This is a genomic window from Novosphingobium sp. PC22D, assembly GCF_002556635.1.
GTDB lineage: Bacteria > Pseudomonadota > Alphaproteobacteria > Sphingomonadales > Sphingomonadaceae > Novosphingobium.
Genome location: NZ_MWMO01000025.1, coordinates 15,413 through 38,888 on the forward strand (window position 1 = coordinate 15,413; position 23,476 = coordinate 38,888).

At 65.1% G+C, this 23,476-nt stretch carries 26 protein-coding genes and 1 pseudogene; 10 read left to right on the top strand and 17 right to left on the bottom strand.

Annotated features, from left to right (window positions below; all coding sequences use genetic code 11):
- Window positions 1-19: 19 nt before the first annotated feature.
- Window positions 20-1,885 (bottom strand): histidine kinase, encoded by a 1,866-nt coding sequence (locus B2G71_RS22030; protein ID WP_098108813.1) that lies wholly within the window; start codon window positions 1,883-1,885, stop codon window positions 20-22.
- A gap of 231 nt (window positions 1,886-2,116) precedes the next feature.
- Here B2G71_RS22030 and B2G71_RS22035 point away from each other — a divergent pair, with 231 nt between their 5' ends.
- Window positions 2,117-2,581 (top strand): Lrp/AsnC family transcriptional regulator, encoded by a 465-nt coding sequence (locus B2G71_RS22035; RefSeq protein ID WP_098108814.1) that lies wholly within the window; start codon window positions 2,117-2,119, stop codon window positions 2,579-2,581.
- Between the two features lie 6 nt (window positions 2,582-2,587).
- On the opposite strand, the gene aroQ is transcribed toward B2G71_RS22035, so the two are convergent.
- From aroQ to B2G71_RS22060, 5 genes are all read right to left on the bottom strand, one after another.
- Window positions 2,588-3,025: a type II 3-dehydroquinate dehydratase gene (gene aroQ / locus B2G71_RS22040; protein ID WP_098108815.1), complete on the bottom strand. Its 438-nt coding sequence runs from the start codon at window positions 3,023-3,025 to the stop codon at window positions 2,588-2,590.
- A 68-nt stretch (window positions 3,026-3,093) separates the two neighbouring features.
- Window positions 3,094-3,465, bottom strand: coding sequence for a hypothetical protein (locus B2G71_RS22045; RefSeq protein WP_141521659.1), 372 nt, complete (start codon window positions 3,463-3,465; stop codon window positions 3,094-3,096).
- Window positions 3,466-3,548: 83 nt separating this feature from the next.
- Entirely contained in the window at window positions 3,549-3,962 is a 414-nt protein-coding gene (locus tag B2G71_RS22050; protein WP_098108817.1) for a holin family protein, read from the bottom strand.
- A gap of 161 nt (window positions 3,963-4,123) precedes the next feature.
- The gene (locus tag B2G71_RS22055; RefSeq protein WP_141521660.1) at window positions 4,124-4,825 is read right to left on the bottom strand and encodes a hypothetical protein; all 702 of its coding nucleotides are present in this window, start codon (window positions 4,823-4,825) and stop codon (window positions 4,124-4,126) included.
- A 3-nt stretch (window positions 4,826-4,828) separates the two neighbouring features.
- A complete protein-coding gene (locus tag B2G71_RS22060) occupies window positions 4,829-6,211 on the bottom strand; it encodes an O-antigen ligase family protein (protein ID WP_168176455.1) in 1,383 nt (460 codons plus the stop codon).
- A gap of 390 nt (window positions 6,212-6,601) precedes the next feature.
- Between B2G71_RS22060 and rfbA the strand changes: the two genes are divergently transcribed.
- The 5 genes from rfbA (at window position 6,602) to B2G71_RS22085 (ending at window position 10,695) form a co-directional block, all read left to right on the top strand.
- Window positions 6,602-7,480 carry a glucose-1-phosphate thymidylyltransferase RfbA gene (gene rfbA / locus B2G71_RS22065; protein ID WP_098108820.1) on the top strand — a complete coding sequence of 293 codons (879 nt, stop codon included), beginning with the start codon at window positions 6,602-6,604 and terminating at the stop codon, window positions 7,478-7,480.
- A gap of 9 nt (window positions 7,481-7,489) precedes the next feature.
- The gene (gene rfbC / locus B2G71_RS22070; protein ID WP_098108821.1) at window positions 7,490-8,035 is read left to right on the top strand and encodes a dTDP-4-dehydrorhamnose 3,5-epimerase; all 546 of its coding nucleotides are present in this window, start codon (window positions 7,490-7,492) and stop codon (window positions 8,033-8,035) included.
- Window positions 8,032-8,889, top strand: coding sequence for a dTDP-4-dehydrorhamnose reductase (gene rfbD / locus B2G71_RS22075; protein WP_098108822.1), 858 nt, complete (start codon window positions 8,032-8,034; stop codon window positions 8,887-8,889). The genes rfbC and rfbD overlap by 4 nt, the downstream gene beginning before the upstream one ends.
- Window positions 8,882-9,940 carry a dTDP-glucose 4,6-dehydratase gene (rfbB, locus tag B2G71_RS22080; RefSeq protein WP_098108823.1) on the top strand — a complete coding sequence of 353 codons (1,059 nt, stop codon included), beginning with the start codon at window positions 8,882-8,884 and terminating at the stop codon, window positions 9,938-9,940. The genes rfbD and rfbB overlap by 8 nt, the downstream gene beginning before the upstream one ends.
- Before the next feature lie 212 nt (window positions 9,941-10,152).
- Window positions 10,153-10,695 (top strand): GDSL-type esterase/lipase family protein, encoded by a 543-nt coding sequence (locus tag B2G71_RS22085; RefSeq protein ID WP_168176456.1) that lies wholly within the window; start codon window positions 10,153-10,155, stop codon window positions 10,693-10,695.
- On the opposite strand, the gene B2G71_RS22090 is transcribed toward B2G71_RS22085, so the two are convergent.
- The 4 genes from B2G71_RS22090 to B2G71_RS22105 all read right to left on the bottom strand — a co-directional run bounded on the left by B2G71_RS22090 (window position 10,692) and on the right by B2G71_RS22105 (window position 13,034).
- Complete coding sequence (locus tag B2G71_RS22090) at window positions 10,692-11,084, bottom strand: hypothetical protein (RefSeq protein WP_098108825.1); 393 nt, start codon at window positions 11,082-11,084, stop codon at window positions 10,692-10,694. The two genes, B2G71_RS22085 and B2G71_RS22090, sit on opposite strands and share 4 nt — an antisense overlap.
- 386 nt (window positions 11,085-11,470) lie before the next feature.
- Window positions 11,471-11,815, bottom strand: coding sequence for a hypothetical protein (locus B2G71_RS22095; RefSeq protein ID WP_141521663.1), 345 nt, complete (start codon window positions 11,813-11,815; stop codon window positions 11,471-11,473).
- Window positions 11,794-12,726, bottom strand: a complete 933-nt coding sequence (locus B2G71_RS22100; protein WP_141521664.1) for a hypothetical protein — start codon at window positions 12,724-12,726, stop codon at window positions 11,794-11,796. Before B2G71_RS22100 ends, B2G71_RS22095 begins: the two co-directional genes overlap by 22 nt.
- A 41-nt stretch (window positions 12,727-12,767) precedes the next feature.
- Window positions 12,768-13,034 (bottom strand): hypothetical protein, encoded by a 267-nt coding sequence (locus tag B2G71_RS22105; RefSeq protein ID WP_098108828.1) that lies wholly within the window; start codon window positions 13,032-13,034, stop codon window positions 12,768-12,770.
- Window positions 13,035-13,261: 227 nt separating this feature from the next.
- Between B2G71_RS22105 and B2G71_RS22110 the strand changes: the two genes are divergently transcribed.
- A complete protein-coding gene (locus B2G71_RS22110; RefSeq protein WP_240530298.1) occupies window positions 13,262-13,504 on the top strand; it encodes an acyl carrier protein in 243 nt (80 codons plus the stop codon).
- Window positions 13,505-13,542: 38 nt separating this feature from the next.
- The gene (locus B2G71_RS24845; RefSeq protein WP_141521665.1) at window positions 13,543-14,496 is read left to right on the top strand and encodes a hypothetical protein; all 954 of its coding nucleotides are present in this window, start codon (window positions 13,543-13,545) and stop codon (window positions 14,494-14,496) included.
- 325 nt (window positions 14,497-14,821) lie between these two features.
- Here the strand turns inward: B2G71_RS24845 and B2G71_RS22130 are convergent, their stop codons facing one another.
- Window positions 14,822-16,336, bottom strand: coding sequence for a nucleotide sugar dehydrogenase (locus tag B2G71_RS22130; RefSeq protein ID WP_240530300.1), 1,515 nt, complete (start codon window positions 16,334-16,336; stop codon window positions 14,822-14,824).
- A gap of 70 nt (window positions 16,337-16,406) precedes the next feature.
- Between B2G71_RS22130 and B2G71_RS22135 the strand changes: the two genes are divergently transcribed.
- Window positions 16,407-17,164, top strand: a protein-coding gene (locus tag B2G71_RS22135) for an IS5 family transposase (protein ID WP_098108833.1) whose coding sequence is annotated in 2 segments (ribosomal slippage) — window positions 16,407-16,740 and window positions 16,740-17,164 — 759 coding nt in all. Because the reading frame shifts where the segments join, the coding sequence is not laid out codon by codon here.
- 104 nt (window positions 17,165-17,268) lie between these two features.
- On the opposite strand, the gene B2G71_RS22140 is transcribed toward B2G71_RS22135, so the two are convergent.
- The 4 genes from B2G71_RS22140 to B2G71_RS22155 form a co-directional block, all read right to left on the bottom strand.
- Complete coding sequence (locus B2G71_RS22140; RefSeq protein WP_098108834.1) at window positions 17,269-18,525, bottom strand: IS701 family transposase; 1,257 nt, start codon at window positions 18,523-18,525, stop codon at window positions 17,269-17,271.
- Window positions 18,526-18,612: 87 nt separating this feature from the next.
- A complete protein-coding gene (gene galE / locus B2G71_RS22145; RefSeq protein ID WP_098108835.1) occupies window positions 18,613-19,632 on the bottom strand; it encodes a UDP-glucose 4-epimerase GalE in 1,020 nt (339 codons plus the stop codon).
- Window positions 19,633-19,716: 84 nt separating this feature from the next.
- Entirely contained in the window at window positions 19,717-20,499 is a 783-nt protein-coding gene (locus tag B2G71_RS22150; protein ID WP_098108836.1) for a sulfite exporter TauE/SafE family protein, read from the bottom strand.
- 339 nt (window positions 20,500-20,838) lie between these two features.
- Window positions 20,839-21,516, bottom strand: a complete 678-nt coding sequence (locus B2G71_RS22155) for a GcrA family cell cycle regulator (RefSeq protein ID WP_098108837.1) — start codon at window positions 21,514-21,516, stop codon at window positions 20,839-20,841.
- Between the two features lie 75 nt (window positions 21,517-21,591).
- On the opposite strand from B2G71_RS22155, the gene B2G71_RS22160 reads away from it, so the two are divergent.
- Window positions 21,592-22,470: an ABC transporter permease gene (locus tag B2G71_RS22160; RefSeq protein ID WP_098108838.1), complete on the top strand. Its 879-nt coding sequence runs from the start codon at window positions 21,592-21,594 to the stop codon at window positions 22,468-22,470.
- A gap of 40 nt (window positions 22,471-22,510) precedes the next feature.
- On the opposite strand, the gene hspQ is transcribed toward B2G71_RS22160, so the two are convergent.
- Window positions 22,511-22,891, bottom strand: coding sequence for a heat shock protein HspQ (hspQ, locus tag B2G71_RS22165; RefSeq protein ID WP_098108839.1), 381 nt, complete (start codon window positions 22,889-22,891; stop codon window positions 22,511-22,513).
- A gap of 195 nt (window positions 22,892-23,086) precedes the next feature.
- A pseudogene (locus B2G71_RS24250) lies at window positions 23,087-23,476 on the bottom strand (mannose-6-phosphate isomerase); the annotation flags it as partial.

The following is a 23,476-nucleotide window of genomic DNA, read 5'->3' on the forward strand; positions in this document are numbered from 1 at the left end:
CCCCCGGCTGATCGCGGCCCTATCGTCCGATATCGGTCGACGCGGGCTCGTCGGCGCTATTGTCGACGGCAGCGACCGTCAACCCCGGGAGGGATAAGCGCAAGGCGTTACCATTTCTTTCCAGCGTGCCTCCGGCGCCGCGCGCTTCGGCCCGCGCGAGCCGCAAGGTGAACCTCAGCCCGAAACGTCCGGACAGGAGCGAATAGGGCTCGGACGTATCGAGACGTTCGCCGAACCCCAGGTCGGGATCGAGGTCGGCCAGCGCGCCGGGCAGCTCCATCTCGAGCACCGCTTGCCCCGAGGCCGACCAGCCGCGGATCGCGAGCCGCTCGCCCGGTGCGCTGCGCCCGGCGAGCGCGGCGATCACGCGCCAGATCAGCCGTTCGCCGTCCTCCGCGCCGAGCGCGGCGAAAAGCGGTATGTCCAGCTCGTCGAGATCGAAGCCGCTGCCGCGCGGCCGGTTCCACTCGTCCAGCCGGGCGACGCAGCCGGTGACAACGTCCGCCAGATCGCACGATCCGCCCGTGAGCGAGGTGGCCCCGCCTTCCAGTTTGACCGCGCGTTCCAGCTCGTCGAAACCGGCGAGGATCTGGGCGATATCGCCGGCGACATTGGCGGCGAGCGCGCGATAGTCGTGCGGGACCGGGCCGAACAGGCTCTGCTGGATCACTTCGGCGGACATCTGGATCGCGTTCGCGGGGGTGCGCAGCTCGTGCAGCACCTGACGCATCAGATCGGGTTCGGAGTGTGCGGGGCGATCCGCGCGGGCAGACTGGCCGTGTGGCTCGCTCGCCCGGCGCAGGCGACCGAGATAGCCGGCGAAGTGCCCGGTCTGTCCGTCGAACTGAGGCGCGGCGTCGAGCAGCCAGTCTCCCGCGACCGGAGCCGCGCCGACGATCCGTGCCGGCGCGTTGCGGATCGGCTGGCGATGGCGGAGCGAGGCCACGATTCCTCCCCGCGCAGGCGGGGCCGGGCTGTCGAATTGGTCGAGCCGCAGCCCCACCACCATCGGTGCGGCAGTCGGCTCGGCCCAGGACAGGCGGCCCTGCGCGTCGGCGGTGAAGTCGAACACCTCGACCAGCGGCATGCTCGCCACTTGCCCGTCGTCGAGCGGCAGGCGCGGGTCGTCGTGTGGTGGCGTCGGAGAGGGCGTCGAGGCGCGGGTGGCGCGGAAAGCCTCGATGCGGCGCACGATGTCGCCGATACCGGCTTCGCGCGCTTCGCGATCGGCCTGAGGCGTAAGCTTGGGCTCGAAAGCGACGACGTTCTCGTGGCGCGCGCGCGCGGCGTGCGCGTCCGACTCGTTCTCGGCCGCCGCGCCGCACTCGCATACTGCTCGGTTTGCGGTCGCTTGGCTCTGTTCGTCGACGACCGCGAGGCGCGGCGGATCGACGGCTTCGGAGGCCGTGGACCCGGTTGCGGCGGGAGTGGCCGTCAGCGGCTGGGCCGGGGGCAGGCCGCGGTCGGCGATGCCGAGACGGTCGAGCAGGGCCAGCACGCGGCCGGGCAGGTCGCGGCGGTGGCGCAGGATGCCGCGCGCGCGGACCGGCAGGGCCGGTATCAGGTCGAGCCACTGTGCCTCGCTGAGGCGCCCGGCACGCACCGCTGCGGTCGCGACGTCGGGTGGCTCGAGCGCCAGCCGGGCAAGGAGGTCGGGGTTGCGGATCGTCGTGCCGGGTTCCTCGAGCACGCGCGCGCGGCGCGCGGCAGGCAGGTGTTTCGCGAGTTCGTCGAGCCGGGCATAGGCGGCGTCGGCGACCGCGTCGCTGATCTCGCCGTCGGCGCGGCCGAGAATGTCGAGCAATTGCCGGAACTGAACCCATGCGAGCGCTTCGCTCTTCACCGGCAGGCGCAGTACCGTGGCGAGGCGATCGTCGAAATGCATTCAGGCTCCGCAAGGCCCCGTTGGGGCGTGGGCCCGGGGGAAGTATCCAATGGTAGTCGCCAACCTCTTATCTAGCAAAGCGCGGGCCATCGGAAGCGCGGTGGCGAATAGCGTTGCAAAGCGGGACGATTACGCTAGAGAACAATAATATTACCAGCGTCACGCATCGGCACTTGGGTAAATTGCGGAATGCGGCCTTGGCGCGACACGCTGGCACGTTAGGACTGCAACATGATCAACCTCGACGAAATCGATCGCAAACTGCTCGCCGAGTTGCAGGCGGAGGGCCGGATCACCAACGTCGAGTTGGCCCAGCGGGTCGGGCTCACCGCGCCGCCGTGCCTGCGCCGCGTGCGCAGCCTTGAGGAAGAGGGCATTATTCGCGGCTATCATGCGGATCTCGATGCCTCCAAGCTCGGTTTCACGATCACGGTATTCGCGCTCGTCAGCCTCAAGAGCCAGGCCGAGGAGGCGCTGCGCCAGTTCGAAGAGCATATGCGCGGTCTGCCCGAAGTGCGCGAATGCCACATGCTTAACGGCGAAATCGACTTCATCCTCAAGATTGTCAGCCGCGATCTCCAGAGTTTCCAGGAATTTCTCACTTCCAAGCTCACTCCCGCGCCCAACGTCGACAGCGTCAAAACCTCGCTGACCATCCGCACCGCCAAATCGACGCCGGGCGTTCCGCTCGGCTGATTCGGTCTAGAGCGCGGCGGCGGCATCGAGCGCGAGCAGATAGCCGCGCGCGCCGAACCCGCAAATCGTGCCTTTCGCCGCCATGCCGACGAAGCTCTTGTGGCGGAAGGCCTCGCGGGCGTGCGGATTCGACAAGTGGACTTCCACCACCGGCGTGCGGATCGAGCGAATCGCGTCGTAGAGCGCGACGCTGGTGTGGGTGAACGCGCCCGCGTTGAGCAACACCGCCTGCGCGCCGTCGGCCTGGGCTTCGTGGAGCCAGTCGATCAGGTGTCCTTCGTGATTCGACTGGCGCATCTCGATCGCGCAGCCGATCTCCTGCGCGCGGTCTTCGAGCATGCCGGCGATGTCGTCGAGCGTGTCCGACCCGTAGATCTCGGGCTCGCGCAGGCCGAGCAGGTTGAGGTTGGGACCGTTGAGGACGTAGATCAGCTTTTCGGCCATGAGCGTTCTTTCCCGATTTGCGCCGCGGACCTAGCCGCTGCCCGGGGCAGGAGGCAAGCGGGACGGGCTCAGGATTCGGTGTAAGCGCCCGTGTCGCCGCCCGGGGCGGTGAGCATGCCCACCTCTGCCGAGGACACATCGACCTCGGGGCTCGAGCCCATGGCCTCGTCGCCGTCGGCATTCTCCTCGGGCGCGGGATCATAGGGCTCGGTGTCGCCCTCGCTGTTGTAGAATTCGGCCAACGCGCTCCTGTCAGAAGCGGCTTGCGCCTTCTCCGCTTCGCGTTGCGCCCGCTCGGCGGCGGCGTTGGCCTCGCGCGCTTCCTGTTTGGCGGCGGCGAGCTGTTCGGCGAGTTCGCGCTCGCGAGCGTGATCGGCGCAGCCGCCGAGTGCGAGCGCGCAGAGGCTAACCAGCACCACTCGTGCCGCGATGCGCTTCACTTCCCATGCTCCGTTGCGGCCGAGCGTCGGCCGGATAGCTGGCTGACCCTAGCCGCGAAGTCCTTATGTTTCGCTAAGAGGCGCTACTTGTCGGTGCCGCGCACCTTGCCCCACTGGCGCATCGCCGAATAGCCGAGGTAGCCGGTGCCGAACAGCGCGTAGAGCGGCTCGGGCAGGCCGGCGAGATAGGCGGCCATGCCCTCGGCGATGGCCGAGGCGGTATGCGGGCTGATCGCGGCGACGAGCCCCATCGGCACGGCCCACAAGATCATCGCGTACATCACGTAGAGAAAGCTCGGCCGTGCCCGGCTGGTCCACGGATCGCCTGACCCGGCTTCGGCGAGGATTGCCGACATCTGCGTCTCCAGCAGCTCCATGTCGCGCGAGTTCTCGAGCTTGAGCAGTTCGAGCTTGGCTTTCGCCCGCTCGTCCGGGTCGGGAATGATCTTGTCGAGTATCCTGGCGACGGGACCGATCAGCGCTTCGATTATGGCCATGGCGAGACGCTCCTGAAGAGTTGGAGCGCGACGAGATAGCCATCTGCGGCGGTGTAGGAAAATGGTTGTTGCGACGCGGGGCGACGGCACGTGGGGCGTCAGGCGAAGCGTGCTACTGCGGTGACAATCGGGCGGGTTCGCTCAAGGATCGCGCCGCCGGCTCAACTGCAGGCCAGAGCCTCGATGCGATCGGCCGCGTCGATGTGACCCTGGCGGCGGTATAGCCTCAGCCGCGTCTTCATGGTGTTGCACTCTATCGTTCCGCCTGCGGCAGCCATGGTCTCGAGCGTGTCCGCCATGATCTCGGGTTCGATCATCGCGGGGCCCGATCGAAGAAAGGCAGGGCGCCATGGCATCGTGACCAGCAGCTTCGCGAAGGCACCGCGCCCCGCCGGGTCCGCCAGGACGCGGCGCGTTTCCTCGCCAAGCTGATGATCGGACGTGTCGCCCGCCCAGAGCGCCGCAAGGTGCTTGGCCGCCTGTTCGGGCCGTCCGCTCCGCATGGTCAGGTCAATCATGAGGCTTTGCACGGATGGCACGCGCCAGCCGCGCGCCGCGGCGGCATTGACGGCTTCATTCGCCTCGCCTCCGTTGCCTGCTCCGTTCTGCGCCATGGCCAGCGTGTAAAGCCCCGCCGATGACAGCGGGTTGCGTCGCACCAGCGTGCGCGCCTCTTCGAGCGCGGCTTGCGGATCGTTGTGCTCGAGGGCGTCGGTCGCGACGTAGAACTGCGCGAATACGCGAAAAGGCTCGGGAACCCAGCGGGCGATCCGATCCGAATAGCGGCTCGCGGTATCGAGTTCGACCGCTGTCGTGACGAACGCGAGGATCGCCATCGCCAGAATCCAAACTATCCGGAACACGGCCTAGGCGTCCTTCGCCTTGGGCCGCGAAAGCAGCACCACGGTGATCGCGGTCAGGCAAAGCATGATCTGGTTGCGCAAGGGATAGGCAACGAGCGATTGCGCCGCGATGCACGCGACGATGCCGATGGCCGCGCGCGCGGGCCAGTCCGGCGGCGAGCCCAGTGCGCGCCAGGCGGCGCCGACGAACCAGTAGATCCATACGAGCAGCAGGAATATCCCGATGGCGCCCGCCTCCACCGCCAGTTCCAGGTAGTCCATGTGCGCCCTGCCGACCAGCCGGGTCTTGACGTGATCGAGGGCCTCGTTCGTCTGGTAGACATCCTCGAAAGTGCCCATTCCCGATCCGACCGGCCAGAAAGTGATCGCTGCGACTGTCGCATCGTCACGCAGATCCGACCGGCCGCCGTCCCCGTTGTCGAAACGGTCGAGGCTGACCTGCGCGCGGCCCGAAGACAAGATGAGCGCGGCGCCGAGGGCGAGCGCGACGATCCCCACGACGGCGCCGGCGAGGAGCCCTTTGTTGATCTGCGCCGCCTTGCCGGCCGTGACTCGCGATCCGAGCAAAGCCAGTGCCCGCCAGGCGAGAAAGGCCAGCGGCACCAGCAGCGCGGCCATGCCTGATCTCGATTGGGTGAGAATGGTCCCCGTGAACAGCAGCAGGGCGGCGCAGAGTCGGACGAGGATGCCCATTGCGGAGACCCCGTGCCAGGGCATGGCGATCAGCAACAACAGGATACTGACGAAGAAGATCGAGGCCGCGATCCGATCGGCAAAAGTGCCGAACAGCACGCCATTCATGGACATCTGGTCGGAATAGAGGTCGCCGAGGCCGGAAATCACGTGCAGCGATCCGAAAAGCATGATCGCGCAGGCCGCGATCACGAGAAAGGCGATCAGACGGTCCATCCGGCGACTGTCCAGACCATGGCAGAGCACCAGCACCGTCAGCGGCGCCAGCGTGCCGACGAACGCCGTCAGCGTGCGCCCCCAGTTCAGGGATATCGGATACCATCCGGCGCCGCCGCTCAATTCCATCGCCTCCGTCAGGATTTCTCGACCCGGCAGGCGCGACCAGATCGCCGGGGGCATCGGGACGAGCTGGACCAGAGGCAAGGCCACAGAGGCGATGACGAGCCAGACCAGGGTTCTGGGCGCCTTGCGATAAAAGCGGATAAAAGCATCGCGGTTTAGCGCCGCGACGAGCAAGGCGCTCAGTTGGACCACCAGGTTGTTGAGCCCCTCGCCGGCGCCGCCGCCGCCAAAAACCAGCGTGATCAGCAAGAGCGCGATCAGGTGGTGGAACGGCTCCGAAAGCTTTTCCGCAAGCCTGTGGCCCTGCGCGGCCACGCCCGGGGAGCGATCGTGGGCGGACGTGGTCGTCATGCCACGGCGGTCCGACCAGCGCGGATTGACACAGGCCTGGACGGGGCCGGGCCTCGACGGACTTCGGGTGTAAGGACCACGCAACCTCGCGAGTTCGACGCCGGCGACGTCGCGGCAATGGCCCGAAGCCATACTTCGGTAAAGCACCTAGTGAAAGCCCCTGTGCCGCCGTCATCCGCAACGCGGCATGGGGGCCATGCCTTTTCGGGTCGGCGAATCGTCCTTTGCCTTTGCGACCCGGCGAGCCCGCCGCCTGATTAGGTAGTTGACCTGAGGTGCATCTATTGCAATGCACAATGGAATGAAGGCTGTGGCGACGTGGGTGGTGTCGCAAGCTCGAAGCCAGGTTCTCAACCGCCGGCTCTGTCGTAAGTGATTGAAGGAACTGGAATGACGGGTAAGTCCCGCAAGGGGATCATTCTCGCCGGCGGATCAGGTACGCGGCTCTATCCGCTGACTCGGGGCGTTTCGAAGCAGCTCATGCCTGTGTTCGACAAGCCTATGATCTACTACCCGTTGTGCACCCTGATGCTCGCGGGGATTCGCGAAATCCTGATCATCACGACACCGGAGGATTCCGATCAGTTCAAGCGTGTGCTCGGTGACGGCGCCGAGTGGGGGCTCGAGCTGACTTATGCCGTTCAGCCCAGTCCCGACGGCCTCGCGCAAGCCTTCCACATCGGCGCCGACTATCTCGCCGGCCATCCGAGCGCGCTCGTGCTCGGCGACAACATCTTCTACGGCCACGGCCTGCCCGAACTGCTGCAGGCGGCGAATGCGCGCCACGCGGGTGCGAGTGTCTTCGCTTATCGGGTGAACGATCCCAAGGCTTACGGCGTCGTCGATTTCGACGAGGAGGGCGTCGCCCGCTCGATCGAGGAGAAGCCCGCGCAGCCCAAGTCCAACTTCGCCGTGACCGGGCTCTATTTCTACGACGAGACCGTGGTCGAGCGCGCGCGCGATCTCAAGCCGTCGGCGCGCGGCGAGCTGGAGATAACCGACCTCAACCGGCTCTACATGGATGAAGGCGCGCTCAACGTCGCGATCATGGGGCGCGGCTATGCCTGGCTCGATACCGGCACGCACGCCTCGCTGATCGACGCGGGAACCTACGTGCGCATCACCGAGGAGCGGCAGGGCGTCAAGATCTGCTGCCCCGAGGAAATCGCCTGGCGCCAGGGCTTCATCAGCGCCGAGCAGCTCGAGAAAATCGCGCAGCCGCTGATCAAGTCCGGCTATGGCGAATATCTCATGCAATTGCTGGACTGAGGGGCAGGCGTGAACGTCATCGAATGTGACATTCCGGGACCGCTGATCCTCGAGCCGAAAGTGTTCGGCGACGATCGCGGCTTCTTCATGGAAAGCTGGAACGCGGCCGTCTTCGCGAAGGCCGGGCTCGACCTCGGCTTCGTGCAGGACAACCACAGCCATTCGCAGAAGGGTGTCCTGCGCGGCATGCATTTCCAGAACCCGGGCGCGCAGGGCAAACTGGTGCGCGTGGTGAACGGCGCGGTCTTCGACGTCGCGGTCGACCTGCGCCGCTCCTCGCCGCACTTCGGCCAATGGGTCGGCGTCGAACTGAGCGCGGCGAACAAGCGCATGTTCTGGGTGCCCGAGGGCTTCGCGCACGGTTTCCTGACGCTCGCGGACGACACCGACTTTCTCTACAAGTGCACCACGCCCTATGCGCCGCAAAACGAGCACAGCCTCGCCTGGGACGATCCGGCCGTCGGCATCGCATGGCCGCTCGAGGGCATCGAGCCGCAGCTTTCGGCCAAGGATCGCGAGGGCCTGGCGCTGTCCGAGGTAGAGGCTTTCGCGTGAAGGTTCTCGTTACCGGCGCGCAGGGGCAGCTCGGTCGCGCACTCGTCGCGCGGGCGCCCGCCGACTGGACCGTCGAGGGGCTTGCGCGCGATGACCTCGACCTGACCGACATCGCCGCGGTGCAGGCCAGAATTCATCGCGACCGGCCGGATCTCCTGGTCAACGCCGCGGCCTATACGGCAGTCGACAAGGCCGAGACCGAAGAAGCGCTCGCGCTCGCGATCAACGCGACCGCCGTCGGGGCCATGGCCGAAGCCTTGTCCGAAACCGGCGGCCGGCTGGTCCACGTCTCGACCGATTTCGTCTTCGACGGCAGCTCGCCGCGCGCCTATCGTCCCGGGGACCGGCGCAATCCGATTTCCGCCTATGGCCGTACCAAGGCCGCGGGAGAGGACGCGGCGGGTCCCGAGGCGCTGATCGTGCGCACCGCCTGGGTCTACGCCGCCGGCGGCGCGAATTTCGTGCGCACGATGCTGCGGCTGATGCGCGAGCGCGAGGAACTGCGCGTCGTCGCCGACCAGATCGGGGCGCCGACCTGGGCGCCCGGGCTCGCCTCGGTGCTCTTCGGGCTCGCCGCCAAGGGCGCGAGCGGCATCTACCACCATAGCGACGCGGGTGTGGCGAGCTGGTACGATTTCGCGGTCGCGATCCAGGAAGAGGCCATGACCGCCGGATTGCTCGACCGTCCGATTCCGATCGTCCCGATCGCGACCCGCGACTATCCCACGCCCGCCGCGCGCCCCGCGTTCTCGCTGCTCGACAGCAGCGCCACGAGCGACTTGCTCGGCGTGCGCCCCGCGCACTGGCGGGCCAATCTTCGAACGATGCTGCAGGAGGAAAAGGCGCTTGGCTAACGTGCTCGTCACTGGTGGCGCCGGCTTCATCGGCGGCAATTTCGTCCACTACTGGAGCGAGCACCACCCCGACGACGTGATCGTGGTGCTCGATTGCCTGACGTACGCTGGCAACCAATCGACGATCGCCGGGGTGGAGCGGGCCGAACTCGTGGTCGGCGACATCCGCGACACCGATCTCGTCGAAAAGCTGCTGCGCGAACGCGGTATCGCCACGATCGTGCACTTCGCGGCGGAGAGCCACGTCGACCGTTCGATCACCGGCCCCGACGCCTTCATCGAGACCAATATCCTGGGCACCAACAGCCTGCTCAAGGCCGCGCGCAAGGTCTGGCTCGACGAAGGTTCCGGCATGGAACACCGCTTCCACCACATTTCGACCGACGAGGTGTTCGGTTCGCTCGGCCCTGACGATCCGGCCTTCAGCGAGACGACGCCCTATGCGCCGAACTCGCCCTATTCCGCCTCGAAGGCCTCTTCCGATCATCTCGTTCGCGCCTATCAGCACACCTTCGGGTTGCAGACCACGACGAGCAACTGCTCGAACAACTACGGACCCTATCAGTACCCCGAGAAGCTGATCCCGCTGTTCCTGCTCAACGCCTTGTCGGGCAAGCCGCTGCCGATCTACGGCGACGGCATGAACGTGCGGGACTGGCTCCACGTCGAGGACCACTGCCGCGGTATCGAGGCGTGCATCGAGAAGGGCGTGCCGGGCGAAACCTACAACATCGGCGGCGGCGCCGAGCTGCCGAACCTCATGGTGATCGAGAGGATCTGCGAGGAAGTCGACAAGGCCTTCGCCGAAATCGACGGATTGGCCGAGCGCTATCCCGGGGCCCCGGCCGCAAAGGGGCGCTCGACGGTCGAGCTCAAGACCTTCGTCGAGGATCGCAAGGGCCACGACCGCCGTTATGCCATCGACGAAACCAAGGCGCGGGCGGAAATTGGCTATCAGCCCGGCTACGACTTCGAGAGCGGGCTCGCCCTGACCCTGCGCTGGTACCTTGACAACGAGCGCTGGTGGGCGCCCTTGATCCGTTCAGCCTAGCGGCCGGATCGACAGGCGGGATGCGTCGGTCTTCTCGATGGTGTTTGGTTGCGAGCATGGGCTGTGCCGTGGCAGGCGTGCTTGGAGTGGCAATGCTGTCGGGCGAGTTTCCCCGCTGGATGATGGGGGGAAGCGCCCTGTCTCGCAGACCGCCACTGGAGCCCCTTAGCTCGTTTCCGATTCCGATTGCGCCCGGCACGCGAATCGCGGTCTTGGGCGACAGCAACGTGTCGGGCAGCAAGGTCGGAGGACCGGCAGTAGCCTTCCCCGCAGCGCTGGAAGCGCGGCTCGGGCACGGGATTTCCGTGGACAGTCTGGGGCGTGGCGGCGAAACGGCGGGCGAGAGGCAGAGCCGGCCGCTGCGACTGGGCGGAGCGCAGCTTTGCATTCTCATGTACGGGACCAACGATGCCGCCGCGCGTGGCTGGTTATCCAGTCACGATCGCGTTCCGATCGCAGACTTTCGCGACGCGCTGACCCAGATCGTCGCGCAATGCCAGGAGCAGTCGGCGCAGGTCCTGCTGCTGGCGGCTCCGCCGGCCGGAACCGCCGCGATTGAAGCGCGGGTGGCGCCCTATCGGGTCGCCATGCGCGAAGTGGCCATCGCGACCGGATCGCGATTTCGCGATCCGGTCGAAGCTTTCCAGACGGCCAAGGATCGGCCGATGCTCACCCATGATGCGCTGCACCTGACCCGCGAGGCCCATCGCCTGCTCGCGGATTGGCTGGCCCTGCACCTCGTCGCAGGATCCTAGCTCTGCGCCCCCGTGCAAGACAGGGTCGCGCGGGAACGGTGCAGGCGATTGTATATCAGCCGTGATGATTTCAGGTTCGTCAGCAACGCTCCCGCCGGGGTGAAGTCGCCGTTCGCCGGATCGACGAAGAGGCTTTCCGCGCTGCCACCAGCGCTCGTGCCGCTGGCATAAGTCGGCGCGCTCTCGCCGGCGTAGATATGGTTGTCCTTGATCGCCACGGCGCTCGACGCCGTACCTGTCCACACAACATAGCGCAGCGCGTTGTTGGCGACGAGACAGTATGGCTCGAAAATCCCCCCCGCATAGTCAGTGCGCAGCGAGAGCCCCTGATTGGCGAGGCTGTTGTGCGCGACGACGACATGGCTGTGCGTCTCGTTCGTGCGCAGCAATGGGCTCGATACGTCGTGGGGTCCCAGGCGCCCGATGCCGCATCGACGTGGAAAGAGTTGTTTAGGAACGTCATGTCCCACGCATCGACGCTCTGTGCCGAGATGAAGATGCACTGGCAGCGCATCCTGACGCCAATGTTGTCCGCTACGATCACGCTTTCGGCGAGACCCGACTGACGCTGCTGGTAGAAATCGCTGTGCTTGTCGAAGTAGGAATAGACCGACAGGGGCGCAGTCTTGCAGTCGGTAGCGGCAAAGACGCCGACGATGCCATAAACGGCCCCCGACGTGGCGCGCCGACTGTCATCAACCAGTGTGGCGTTGAAGCCGGACAGGCCATTCAGCCAAGCAACGACATTGGCAAAATGATAGTTGGTCCCTGCTGCTCAGGCGGCATCATCTCTCGCTACGGCAAAAGTGCCGACACTGCTGCCATCGACCTTAGCCGTACAAGTGCGGGTGTTCGCATCGGAACCGCCCGACAATTCGAGCGTGGCCGTCGCCCCGGCACCGACGTATTGGACTGTGAACGCCTCGACATAAGTGGTGGCCGAGACATTGCCGAGGCGGTTGATTGTATTGCCGACAACGCAGCGCGCGTCGGAAAACGCATCGGCGTGCAGATTGGTGAATTGGCACCCGCGCACGAGTTGCGCCGCATAGCCGACGTCATTGGTGTCCTCGATCTGACATTCCGTCATCCAGCAACTCATGTTGACCAATACGCCCAAGGGCCGCGATCCCTTGCGCCAATAGAGGATTTGTTCTCATCGCCGTCGATGGCGGAATTGGTGACCCTGCACCCATCGAGCCAGTGGTAGCGTTGCGGCGTGGCCGTTTCGGTCCAGATCGCCGAGTGGCTCACCATGTCGAAGGTGATGTTTTCACCCTTGAAGCGGATGCCGTTGTAGCGGCAGCGAAAGACGTTGTTGTTATCGACCGGATCGAGCGTCGCGCGCTTGAGATTGACCGGAACGTCGGCCTCGATTGTGAGCCATCCGTTGCCGGTGTAGGTCGGCGCGGTAAAGGTAACGTCGTAGTTGCCCGCTTCCTTGATCATGATACGCGGGTTCTGGGCATTCACGCTTTTGAGGTAAGCGATCGCCGGCGGCAGCGTCTGGTAGCGGGATCCGACCACCTGGGCTTGTGAAGGCTCGATGGTAAGGTCGTAGTCGTGCAAGACCGCCGCGGGACTGAACTGGTACGGGCCGATGACGCGGCTCTGCATCGACGCGTCTTTGGGAATGGCCTCGGAATAGAGGTTTGCATGTCCATGCAATCCACGATTCACCAGACAGACCCACCATCCGAAATAGGCGACGAGTTTGCCATTCGAATCGACGATGGCTCGAAAAGAGGCAGACGTGATCGACACGCTGCTCCCTTCGAAATGCGCGACGACCTTCTCGGTCCCGAGATTGTCGCGGAGCGAGCCATTGAAATTCGCTGCCGCGACCACGCCGACCACGATCTCGTTGTTATAGTATTGATTCGGCGGCACGAGCAGGCGCATCGCGGGTTTTGCGGCGGTGCGTGGCGGATCGGCCGGAGCGGCGGCAAAGCCACTGCCCGCCGTCCCGTTCCAATTGGACGATGGCCAGTTCACGAGCAGAAATTCGGGTGAAATTGCTACGTTTGCCATGTTCCGACTTGATCGGCCAAAGCCGAAGCTTGAACGCTCCATCAGGCGAGACCTACGAGATCGGATGCGGTCGTTCCGGTGGCGAGAATGGCCCGCACCCGCACGGCGAGGATACCACCTGAGGGGACATTGCGGAATATGACGCTCGATTCCTGAGCGAGGGGAATGATCGCGATGTCGCCGCCACGCCCGACATAGAGGGCCTTGATCACCTTTTCGAGGTCGGCATCGTCGGGGACGACGGCAAAGCACTGCGTGGCGGGCGTCGAGGGGCCATCGGAAAGATATTCAAAGGGGTCGTTTTGCATAGGGCTCGCCATTTGGAACAAAAGAAGAACATTATGTATGAGCGCGCTTTGTGTAGGGAAGCACTATCCATCGTGGGCTCATGCTGCCTTTTTCGCGCGGTGCAGGTTGTGCGGCGAGGAAATGCTGCGTTGCAAAACGCAGAGACCGGCGTTAGGTATTTTTTGCGCGGCTACTACCGTTGGCCGCAACGCGTTGGGCCGCATTGGTTACAGGGGTTTCGAACCGGATGGATCGCGAAGAAATTGTCGCAAAACTGGTTGAATGTATGGAAGGCGTGTTCGACCTCGACGACGTCGAATATGACGACAGTCTCAGCGCCGCCGACATCGAAGAGTGGGACAGTCTCTCGAACATACGCTTCATGGTAGCGATCGAGAAGGAATTCGGTTTGCGCTTCAGCAATGGCGAGATCGAAGCTCTGGGCAAAGTGGGCGAACTTGTGAATCTCATCCAGTCGAAGCTGGCCTGAGCCGAATTTAGGCTCCGAGCCCTACAGGAGGAGTGGGCGTGAACGATCCACTGGCGCTACCCTGGCTCCTGCCGCCACCGGACGGCTTTCGCCAGGTCGCGAAGGCACTGCGTCTTGCGGAGGATTGCAGTCCCGACGAGGTCGGTGCTCTGTCCAGATTCGCGCTCGATCTGTCTCAGCTCGGTCAACTCGGCAAGGTCGTTGAACGTCACCGCGAGTCTTTGTCGCAGAGCTCGCGTTTCCGCGCCCTTCGCCTCGGCGTGGTGGCCACGCATACGTCCGATCTCGTCGCAGAGGCCCTAGCGCCGACATCGTTGCGTCATGGGTTGCTCGTCGAGTGCGAGCGGGCGGACTATGGTCAGGCCGCGCAGGAACTTCTCGATCCATCCTCGCGCATCGCGGCGTTCAAGCCCGACTTCGTGCTGTTGGCGCTCGACATCCATGCACTCGGTCTGTCGCGCCCCGTGCTCGATGAGCAAGACGCCGAACGGGCGGTCGAGAACGCCGTCGACTACGTCGCCATGCTGCGCGACGGCTGCCACGCGAATCTCGGTGCGGGTGCCGTGCTGCATACGCTCGCGCCGCCGCCGGAATCGCTCTTCGGCAATTTCGATGCGTGCCATCCGGGAACGGTGGCGAGCCTCGTCGCCACCTTCAACCGCTGTCTCGTCACCGAACTCGTCAGGGACGGCGACCTGCTGGTCGACATAGCGAGAATAGCCAATACGGTCGGTCTGGCGCGCTGGCACGATCCGCTGCGCTGGCACGATGCCAAAATGCCATTCGCCCTCGATGCGATCCCGCTCTACGCAGATCATGTCTGCCGCGTGCTCGCCGCCGCGAGGGGGCTCGCGCGCAAATGCCTGGTCCTCGATCTCGACAACACGCTGTGGGGAGGAGTGATCGGCGATGACGGTCTCGAAGGAATCGCGCTGGGGCAGGGCTCGGCCAGCGGCGAAGCCCATCTCGCCATCCAGCCGCGCTTGAGGTAAATCTTCCAGGACAGCACCGTCTCCCAGAACAGCGCGGCGCCGTATTCGAGCAGGAAGCCGAGCGCGCCGCTCGCCTCGAGCGGTAGCGGGTGGCGGTAGATCTCGACGCCCTCGATGACCTCGTGGCGCTTCTCGTAGCCCTTGCCGGTCGGGCAGATCACCGCGACCGCAGCGCCCGCCGCCTTGAGCGTGCGCGCTTCCTGCCAAACCCGGCGGTCGAACGGCAGAGGAAGGTTCTCGACGACGATGAGGACGTTCTTGCCCGCGAGCGGTTGCCCCTCGATCTCGGTGGGAAAGGCGAACTCGTCCGCCGTCGCGCTGATGTTCATGCGATCGTGCTCACGTCGATGACCGTGGTCTGGCTGAGGTCGAGCTCGCGGATCATGCGGTTGGTCGCCACCGCGACGGCATAGCCGCCTGCCTCGGCCCGCGCCTTGTCAACCAGAATGCTGCCGATGGTCGGCAGGTAGGCGTAGGCGTAGCCCAGGTTCTGCCCCACTAGGTTCTCGGGGCGCAGCGTCGGGTCGTAGACGTCGAGGTCGTAGCCGGCGTCGAGCAGTTTGCGCGCCATGTCGACCGCAGGGCTCTCGCGCAGATCGTCGGTGTCGGCCTTGAACGCGAGGCCGACCAGCAGGACGCGCGCACCCGGTTCCAGTCCCTGCGTGACGCGCCGGAACTGGTGATGCTTGTGCGCCTCGTTGCTGCGCAGCAGGGAATCGACCAGATGCGTGTTCGAGCCCGAATCCGCGGCAATGTATTGCAGCGCCCGCACGTCCTTGGGCAGGCAGGATCCGCCGAATGGACCACCAGGGCGCGTGTAGTACGCCGAGATGTTCAGCTTGGTGTCGGAGACGAAGATCTCGTGTACCTGGCGCGCCGAAATCTCGAGGTTCTCGCAGACGCGGCCGATCTCGTTGGCGAATGCGACCTTGACCGCGTGCCATGTGTTGTCGACGAACTTGGTGATCTCCGCCTCGCGGATGCCGACATGGAAGATCGGCGCGTCGATTCCCTCGTGGAGCGCTTCCATGTTCGTGCTCGGCGCACCCGATAGCGTGCCGACGACGATTTTTGGGGGATGGAAGTAGTCGTCGATCGCGGTCGCTTCGCGCAGGAACTCCGGATTGTAGACAAGCTCCACGGTGGACGACCAGTCGCCACCGAGCTTAGATTGAAAGATCGGCAGAATCATCTGCTCGCAGGTGCCGGGCCGCATCGTCGAGCGGTAGGCGACCGTCAGCGGCTTAGTGCGCCCGGGCTTGAGCTGATCCGCGATCGCGCGCGTGACCTGGGCGATGTAGGACATGTTGTGCGCACCATCGACGCCGCTCGGCGTGCCCACGCAGACGATCGCGATATCCGCGTCGTCAAGGTGGTCCGCGACGTCGGTCGACGCTTCAAGCAGGCCCTTGTCGCGCGCGCTCGAAATCAGCTCCGCCAGGCCGGGCTCGTGGACCGGCGAACGGCCCGAATTGAGGCTATCGACTTTGCCGGCGCTGACGTCGATGCCGACGACCTTATGGCCTTGGCGGGCAATGCAGCCAGCCGCCGTGCAACCGACATAACCCAAACCGAAAATAAGGATTTTCAAGGCTTTGTCGTCCCCACTGAAGCCTGTCGTCAGAATTCGGCATGCTCGGGCGACATCGGCGGGGCCGACGCAACCGACTACGCAATCATACTTAGACAAGCGAGGTAGCGGGTCTTTTTGTGCAACGCAATATGGCGCGTTGGACATTTGCTGCATTGCCTCAGAAGCGACGGACTTCCCCTGCGCGTGGGGTGAACGAGCCCCGGCTTTCAGCGGCGCATCGCGCGGTCGAACCGGCCTAGGGTCCAAACTCAATCATCCTCTTGAAATATGGTCGGCCCATGGGTTCAAAGGACCTCTCATCAAAGGAGGGCCGAGGTTGTCGCGTTCATTGTTTTGGTTGTCGGATGTAGCTTGGGCGGCGATTGAACCGCATCTGCCGAAAAACCAGCCTGGAGCGCGGCGTGTCGATGATCGGCGGGTTATCTCGGGGATCGTTCACATGCTCAAATGCGGCGGTCGCTGGCAGGACTGCCCGAGTGAGTACGGGCCTTCGACGACGATTTACAACCGCTGGAACCGATGGAGCCATCGCGGCATCTGGACGCGCATCCTGGCGGCGTTAACCGAGGAAGGCTGGATCGCGGAGACCGCCCAGATCGACAGCAGCTACATCAAAGCCCACCGCTGCGCGGGTGGAGGAAAAGGGGGGCTCGAGCCAATGCCATTGGCATCTCGCGCGGCGGCCGCACGACGAAGATCCACGCACTCGTCGATGTCCTCGGGCGACCACTCCGCCTCGCACTGAAGCCGGGGAACACATCGGACATCAGGGGCGCTGATCTGCTCGTCGGCGCGACTGCTGGTATGAAACGCCTCATCGCGGACCGCGGATATGACGCCAACCTGCTTCGCTCGAAGCTGCGCGATCAGGGCACGACCCCAATCATCCCCGGCAGGCGCAACCGGAAGCAGCCTATCCAATACGACGAGCGCCGTTACCGGGACCGCTGGCTTGTCGAGGCCATGTTCTGCCGCCTCAAGGACTTCCGCCGAGTTGCCACCCGATACGACAAGCTCGCACGCAACTACCAGTCCGCCGTCGCGCTCGCTGCTGCCATCGCCTTCTGGCTGTGAACGAGTCTCGACCCTAGCACGACTTTGGCAGAAGTTTGTTGGAGTGTCTGATGAGGCTACATCCGCAGTGAGGGCAATGCCCCGGCGGTGAGCGAGACAGACGGTCAAGGATGGCTTGGCGCACTGCTGGCAAGGTGGGTTTGGGAGGCGGACCGAGGACTCTTTTTTTTCCGTCCCGCCTGAGCGAGCCTTCGGGATTGCAGGAAGGCGTAGGCCATCATCGTCATCAGGGCATGGCGGTGAAGCCCGGTCCAGGATCGGCGCTCGAAGTGGTCCAGGCCGAGTTCCTCCTTGAGTTGCTGATGGGCCTGCTCGCAGATCCAGCGCGCCTTGATCGCGCCGGCGAGAGCCTTGATCGGGGTGTCGCGGGGCAGATTGGAGAGATAGTATTTGCACTCACCATTCGAGCGATGCTCACCCACTAGCCAGGCTTCCTCGCCCGGCATGTGCTGGGCCCCGGCAGAGCCGATCCGTTGAGGCGCACCATCGGCAATGCGCACGCGCATGGCCGCAAAGCGGGCCGTCAGCCGTCCCTTGGTTCCTTTGCGCCAACTGACCTGTCGCCACTTCGCGCCTTCGAGCATCGCGTGCGCGGCAATGGATTTGACGTCCCGCACATGCCGCACCCGTGGGCGACCGCGTCCTGCGACCGGGAAGATCAGTTGCACATCGGCCGGATAGACCTTCTGATGCCGGGGGATGCCCACCGCCCAGCAAAGGCTACGCGCACTCAGTGCCTGCCGGAACGGAGCCGACAGCCCGTAACCCGCATCAGCCAGCACACAGCCAAAGCGCACCCCGGCAGCGATGATGCGATCGATCTCCTCGATCGCGATCTCTGGCTTGGTGCGGTATTCCTGCAAGGGCGTAGGCACGCCCGCCTTGTTCATGCGCGCGGCATCGCTCGTCCAGCTTTCCGGCAGGAACAGCCGCAAGCTCAGCATGAGCGGAACTTCGCCCGAGGCCAGTGTCACCGATACCAGTGTCTGGCAGTTCGCATTCTTGCCCAGCGCCGTGGCGTATTGGGGCGCAACGCCAACCGAAGCCTTACCCTTCTTCGGCAGGGCGGTGTCGTCGATGATCAGCCAGGCTCCATCGCCACCGACCAATTGATCCGCCGGATCCCATAAGGTCGCTTCCAGCGGGGCGCTGTCCCACAGACCAGCTCCGATGAAATGATGCAGCCGGTCATAGGAAATGGCGTCCGAACGGGCCGCCATGGGCTGGATGCTTTTGCGATCACCCGGCCCGATCAAGCCAGCGATATAGGCCGGGCACATCCGTCGCCGCGTCTTGTTGGCCAGACCTTCCAGATAAGGCGCAAGCCACCGCTCCAGATCCGCATGCCAGTCTTCGTCCATCGCCAGCCTCCGTCAAAGCTGGCTCCCCATGAATCACGCAATCCGCGCCATGGGAATCCCAAAAATTACACTTCTGCCAAAGTAGTGCTAGCTCGCGCTGCGAAATTCGCGCAGTTTGCGTTCCCATGCGACGGCGTGGGAGACAATGGTATCGAGGTCGTCGAAGCGCGGGACCCAGGGAAGCTTGCGCTTGATCAGGCGGTTGTCCGAAACGGTGATGGCTGCGTCACCAGGTCTGCGGGGTTCGAAGTTGCGCGTGATCCTCATGTTCGTGACCCGGTCGACGGCATCGAGCACTTCGAGCACCGAGAAGCCGTGCCCGTAGCCGCAGTTGAGCAGCAGCGATTCGGTCGGCGAATCGATCAGCGCCTCGAGCGCGTGGACATGCGCGGCGGCGAGGTCGCTCACGTGGATGTAGTCGCGCACGCCGGTTCCGTCGGGCGTATCGTAGTCGGTTCCGAAAACGCCGACCGCACCGCGCTTGCCGAGCGCGGCTTCGACCGCAACCTTGATGAGGTGCGTCGCCCCGGCGGTGGACTGTCCGGTGCGTCCGTGCGGGTCGGCGCCGGCGACGTTGAAATAGCGCAAGGCGCAATAGTTGATCGGATGCGCGGCGGCCACGTCGCGCAGCATCGTCTCGGTCATCAGCTTGGATGTGCCGTAAGGATTGATCGGAATCGTCGGGGCCTGCTCGTCGACGGGCGCGACCGCGGGCGATCCGTAGACCGCGGCGGTCGAACTGAACAGGAAGTGGGGCACGCCCGCAGATACGGCCGCCTCCAGCAGGGTCCGGCTGTTGGCGGTGTTGTTGCGGTAGTACTTGAGCGGATCGGAAACCGATTCGGGCACGATGATCGAGCCGGCGAAGTGCATGACGGCGCCTGTTCCCGTGCCCATGCCCTGCTCAGCGAAGATCCTCGAGACAAGCGACTGGTCGGCAACGTCGCCTTCGTAGAAAGGAACGCCGTCCGGCAGGGCGAAGCGGAACCCCGTGGAAAGGTTGTCGATCACCGAGACCGGCCAGCCGGCGTCGGACAGCGCCAGAACCGCGTGGCTGCCGATATAGCCGGCGCCGCCGGTGACGAGGACGGGGGCTTTGCCTGACATGTCGGTCGTTTCCCATGCAGATGAGTTGGTGTCGGATGGGGAATAGCGTGGCACAGCGCTGCCGCCGGGCCAAGCGGGGCTGGTTCAGTTCAGGATCAACTTGACGCCCGAGATGATCAGCATGACCGACAGCGCCCCGCGCACGATCCGTTCGTCGACTTTTCCGGCAAACATGGCGCCGATGGTGATTCCCGGAATCGAGCCGATCAGGAGCGCGCCGAGAAGGCTCCAGTTGACGTTGCCGAGCCAGGACTGGCCGATTGCCGCGACGAGGGCGAGGGGAATGGCATGGATGATGTCCGTCCCGACAAGCGACTTGGTATCGAGGCGCAGCGGATAGAGGATCAGCAGCGCGACCGCGACGAGGGCTCCCGCGCCGACCGACGTGATCGTCACGAGGACGCCGATGGCCGCCCCGGAAAAGATGGTCGCGGCTCTCTGGTAGGGACGAATGCCGTTTCCGAGCCGCTCGCGTATCGCGAGGAAGGGCTGGCGGACCTGCGTCTTGAGCGGAAGCAGCGCTCCCGAAACGACGAGCGCCGCGCCCAGCAGGCGCAGCAGGACCGTGCTGTCGAGCTTTCCGCCGTGCACGGCCCCGAGCCAGACGAGCGTCGCGACCGAGGCGGGGATGCTGCCCATCGCGAGGCGGCGGATCACCAGCCAGTCCGGCGAGCCCATCTTGCGGTGGATCGCTCCGCCGAAGGACTTGCTGATTGCGGCGAACCACAAGTCGGTGCCGACCGCGACCGCGGGATTGAAGCCGAACATGAGGATTAGCAACGGCGCCATGATCGAGCCGCCGCCAACGCCGGTTACGCCGACGAGCGTGCCGACAAGGAAGCCGGCGATCGCGTAACTGGCGCTCATTCGAAGGTCGACGATCCGCTGTTCGGCACGGGTCCGGGGCCGAAACCCCGGTCGGCAAGATCTCTCTCCCGCGAACCGTGGCTCGATCCTTCCATCCGCGATTTCGCGGTTGGCTCTGCGATATGTCTGATCACCAAATGCCCCGCAGCCTGTTCCTGCACCCGGCGCCGATCGGTGTCGCGCTACGGCCCAAAAGGGCGCGGGCGACCGATTTTTGCAGTTGCACACATATCCGAACCAATTCGGACGAAGTTGTCAATCATTCTTGCGCATCCCGCTGTTTTGCAACCGCGAAACGGCGGACGATCGCTCTGTCCGAAAACGACGGAAATCGGGCGGCTAGCGCACGCGCGGACCGCCGAACGGCAGCGGCGGCGGCGGACGGCGCGAACCGCGCGGAAGCTGCGCCTGATAGGCGCGGCCGCAGTGTTCGACGCAATACGGGAAGCCGGGGTTCACCTTCTCGCCGCAGAAGTGGAAATCGGGTTCGCCCGGGTGCCCCATCGGCCAGCGACAGATCCGGTCGCTCAGGTCGAGCAGGCTTGTCTTGTCGGCGATCTCGGGGCTCGGCTTGGCCGGAACCAAGCGCCGCGGCGGGGCGGGCGGGATCGGCTGCTGCTGGTCGCCGGGGCCCTGGCGCAGAAAGCCGCCAGGGCCTACCGACACGACGCGCGGCTGATCGGCGACGGGCGGCGCTTCGGCCGCTTCCTCAGGCGTGGCCTCGACCTTAGGGGGCGGTGGCGGCGGTGCGGCCGGCTTGGCTTCGACGGCGGGCGGTTCCGCGGCGCGCGGCGCCGGCTCCGCGGGGGCAGCGGGTTTCTTGGGCGGCGGCGCGGCGCGGACCGGCTTCTCGTTCGGCTTCACCGGGGAGGGGCGGGCCTTGAGGCCGAGGCGATGCGCCTTGCCGATCACCGCATTGCGGCTGACGCCGCCGAGCTCGTCGGCGATCTGACTGGCGGTCGCTCCGCCTTCCCACATCTTGGTGAGCCTTTCGATGCGCTCGTCAGTCCAGCTCATTCGCAATCCGTTCCTTCGTATTCGTCCGCTGCCGGACACTTGCCACGCGGGCGGGCAGCCGATAGTCGCCGTGCCATGGCCGATCAATCGAATTCGACCGATGCGGCGCTCTCCGGAGCCCTGTCGGCAACCTCGGGTTTCCGCGCGAAGGGAGAGCCGGCGATCCACCGCATCAACTGGGTGGGGCTGTGGACCCTCTATATGAAGGAGGTCCGGCGCTTCTTCAAGGTTCAGACACAGACGATCTGGGCGCCGGCGATCACCACGCTGCTGTTCCTCGTGATCTTTTCGGTCGCGCTGGGGCGTGGCGGCCGCGAGGTTCTGGGCGTCAACTTCGCGACGTTCGTCGCACCGGGCCTGATCGTCATGGGGATGATGCAGAACGCCTTCGCCAACGCCAGCTTCTCGTTCCTTTCGGGCAAGATACAAGGCACGATCATCGACTATCTCATGCCCCCGCTCAGCGAGGGCGAACTGATGGCGGCGATGACGGCGGCCGCGGTGACGCGGGCGATCCTGGTCGGGCTCGCGCTCTATCTGGCGATGAGTTTCTGGCCGGGCGTGGATCTGTCGCTTGCCCATTTCTGGGCGGTGGTCTGGTTCGGGCTGATGGGCGCGATCTTCCTGTCTCTGCTCGGGCTGCTCTCGTCGATCTGGGCTGAGAAGTTCGACCACAACGCGGCGATCACGAACTTCATCGTCGCGCCGCTCTCGCTGCTGTCGGGCACGTTCTATGTGATCGACAACCTGGCGCCGGCGTTTCAGGCGATCAGCCGCCTGAACCCGTTCTTCTACATCATCTCGGGCTTTCGCTTCGGGTTTCTCGGCCGAAGCGACATCGGCGACACCAACCTTGCGGTGCTGCATAGCGCCATCGGCCTGCTCGGGCTCAATGTCGCGCTCGGCATGGTGGCCTACGCGGTCCTGCGCTCAGGCTGGAAGATAAAGAGCTGACGAGGCGTCCGGCGGCGCGCCGCGCTCCGCGCCGACAGGATCAGTGCGTCAGACCCTGCATCAGCCGGTACCGCCCTTCGGAGTAATCCTCGAATAGCTGCGAGAGCAGCGGATGATCGACCGGACCGCCGTCACCGTCTTCCGTCAGGTTCTGCTGGCTGACGTAAGCGACATAGCTTGACTCCTCGCTCTCGGCGAGGAGATGGTAGAAGGGTTGCTCGCGCCCCGGCCGCACGTCGACGGGGATGGACTGGTACCATTCCTCGCTGTTCGCAAAGACGGGATCGATGTCGAACACCACACCCCGGAAATCGTGGTGCTTGTGTTTCACGACGTCGCCGATCGCGAAGCGGGCACGCACCTTGCGCGGCGCGTCGATGACGCGCCCGGCCTGGGGTGAAAAGAAGGACGCTCGGTTCATTTGGATCAATGTAGGCCCATGTCGTTGGATAAACAAGCAAGGCCGCCGCGACCTTCCCCGAAAGTCGGCGATAGGGAAATATCTTTGGGCTTCGACTTGAAGGTGGGGAAGCCCTTCATTGTCGCTCGGTAGTCCCCGCGGCTCTTGTCTCGCCCTGTCGGCCCGCTGCCGCCGGCAGCCTCCCTTTTGTCGCGCTCAGTTTAGGGGCTGGGCGATGAGACACAGACCGTAGTGTGCGAAGTCGATCTCGTCGAGCGAGCGGGCGAGCGCGCAGCCGCCCGGCGCGATCTCGCTGCCGGCGACGTGGACCGGGCCCTCGCGCGGGATCGCCAGCAGCGGGCCGGCATAGCGCGCCGCGACCTCGGCCGCAGGCGCGCCCGCGACCTGGTCGAGCCGGAACAGCGGCCCCTCGACCAGCATCGCGTTGCCCGACGGCGCGACATGCTTGCGCCACTGCGCGGGATGGGGGCCGCCGTGCGCCACCGCCACGGCGGCATCGAGGTGCAGGTCGCGCGGGCGGCCGTAGTCGTAGAGCCGGTAGGTGATGTCCGAGTTCTGCTGCACCTCGATCAGGCTCACGCCCGC

Coding starts and splice junctions, on each gene's coding strand:
- B2G71_RS22030 (WP_098108813.1), bottom strand. CDS start 1,885: ATGCATTTCGACGATCGCCTCGCCACGGTACTGCGCCTGCCGGTGAAG.
- B2G71_RS22035 (WP_098108814.1), top strand. CDS start 2,117: ATGATCAACCTCGACGAAATCGATCGCAAACTGCTCGCCGAGTTGCAG.
- aroQ (WP_098108815.1), bottom strand. CDS start 3,025: ATGGCCGAAAAGCTGATCTACGTCCTCAACGGTCCCAACCTCAACCTG.
- B2G71_RS22050 (WP_098108817.1), bottom strand. CDS start 3,962: ATGGCCATAATCGAAGCGCTGATCGGTCCCGTCGCCAGGATACTCGAC.
- B2G71_RS22060 (WP_168176455.1), bottom strand. CDS start 6,211: ATGACGACCACGTCCGCCCACGATCGCTCCCCGGGCGTGGCCGCGCAG.
- rfbA (WP_098108820.1), top strand. CDS start 6,602: ATGACGGGTAAGTCCCGCAAGGGGATCATTCTCGCCGGCGGATCAGGT.
- B2G71_RS22100 (WP_141521664.1), bottom strand. CDS start 12,726: ATGGCAAACGTAGCAATTTCACCCGAATTTCTGCTCGTGAACTGGCCA.
- B2G71_RS22105 (WP_098108828.1), bottom strand. CDS start 13,034: ATGCAAAACGACCCCTTTGAATATCTTTCCGATGGCCCCTCGACGCCC.
- B2G71_RS22110 (WP_240530298.1), top strand. CDS start 13,262: ATGGATCGCGAAGAAATTGTCGCAAAACTGGTTGAATGTATGGAAGGC.
- B2G71_RS22140 (WP_098108834.1), bottom strand. CDS start 18,525: ATGGACGAAGACTGGCATGCGGATCTGGAGCGGTGGCTTGCGCCTTAT.
- galE (WP_098108835.1), bottom strand. CDS start 19,632: ATGTCAGGCAAAGCCCCCGTCCTCGTCACCGGCGGCGCCGGCTATATC.
- B2G71_RS22150 (WP_098108836.1), bottom strand. CDS start 20,499: ATGAGCGCCAGTTACGCGATCGCCGGCTTCCTTGTCGGCACGCTCGTC.
- B2G71_RS22155 (WP_098108837.1), bottom strand. CDS start 21,516: ATGAGCTGGACTGACGAGCGCATCGAAAGGCTCACCAAGATGTGGGAA.
- B2G71_RS22160 (WP_098108838.1), top strand. CDS start 21,592: ATGGCCGATCAATCGAATTCGACCGATGCGGCGCTCTCCGGAGCCCTG.
- hspQ (WP_098108839.1), bottom strand. CDS start 22,891: ATGAACCGAGCGTCCTTCTTTTCACCCCAGGCCGGGCGCGTCATCGAC.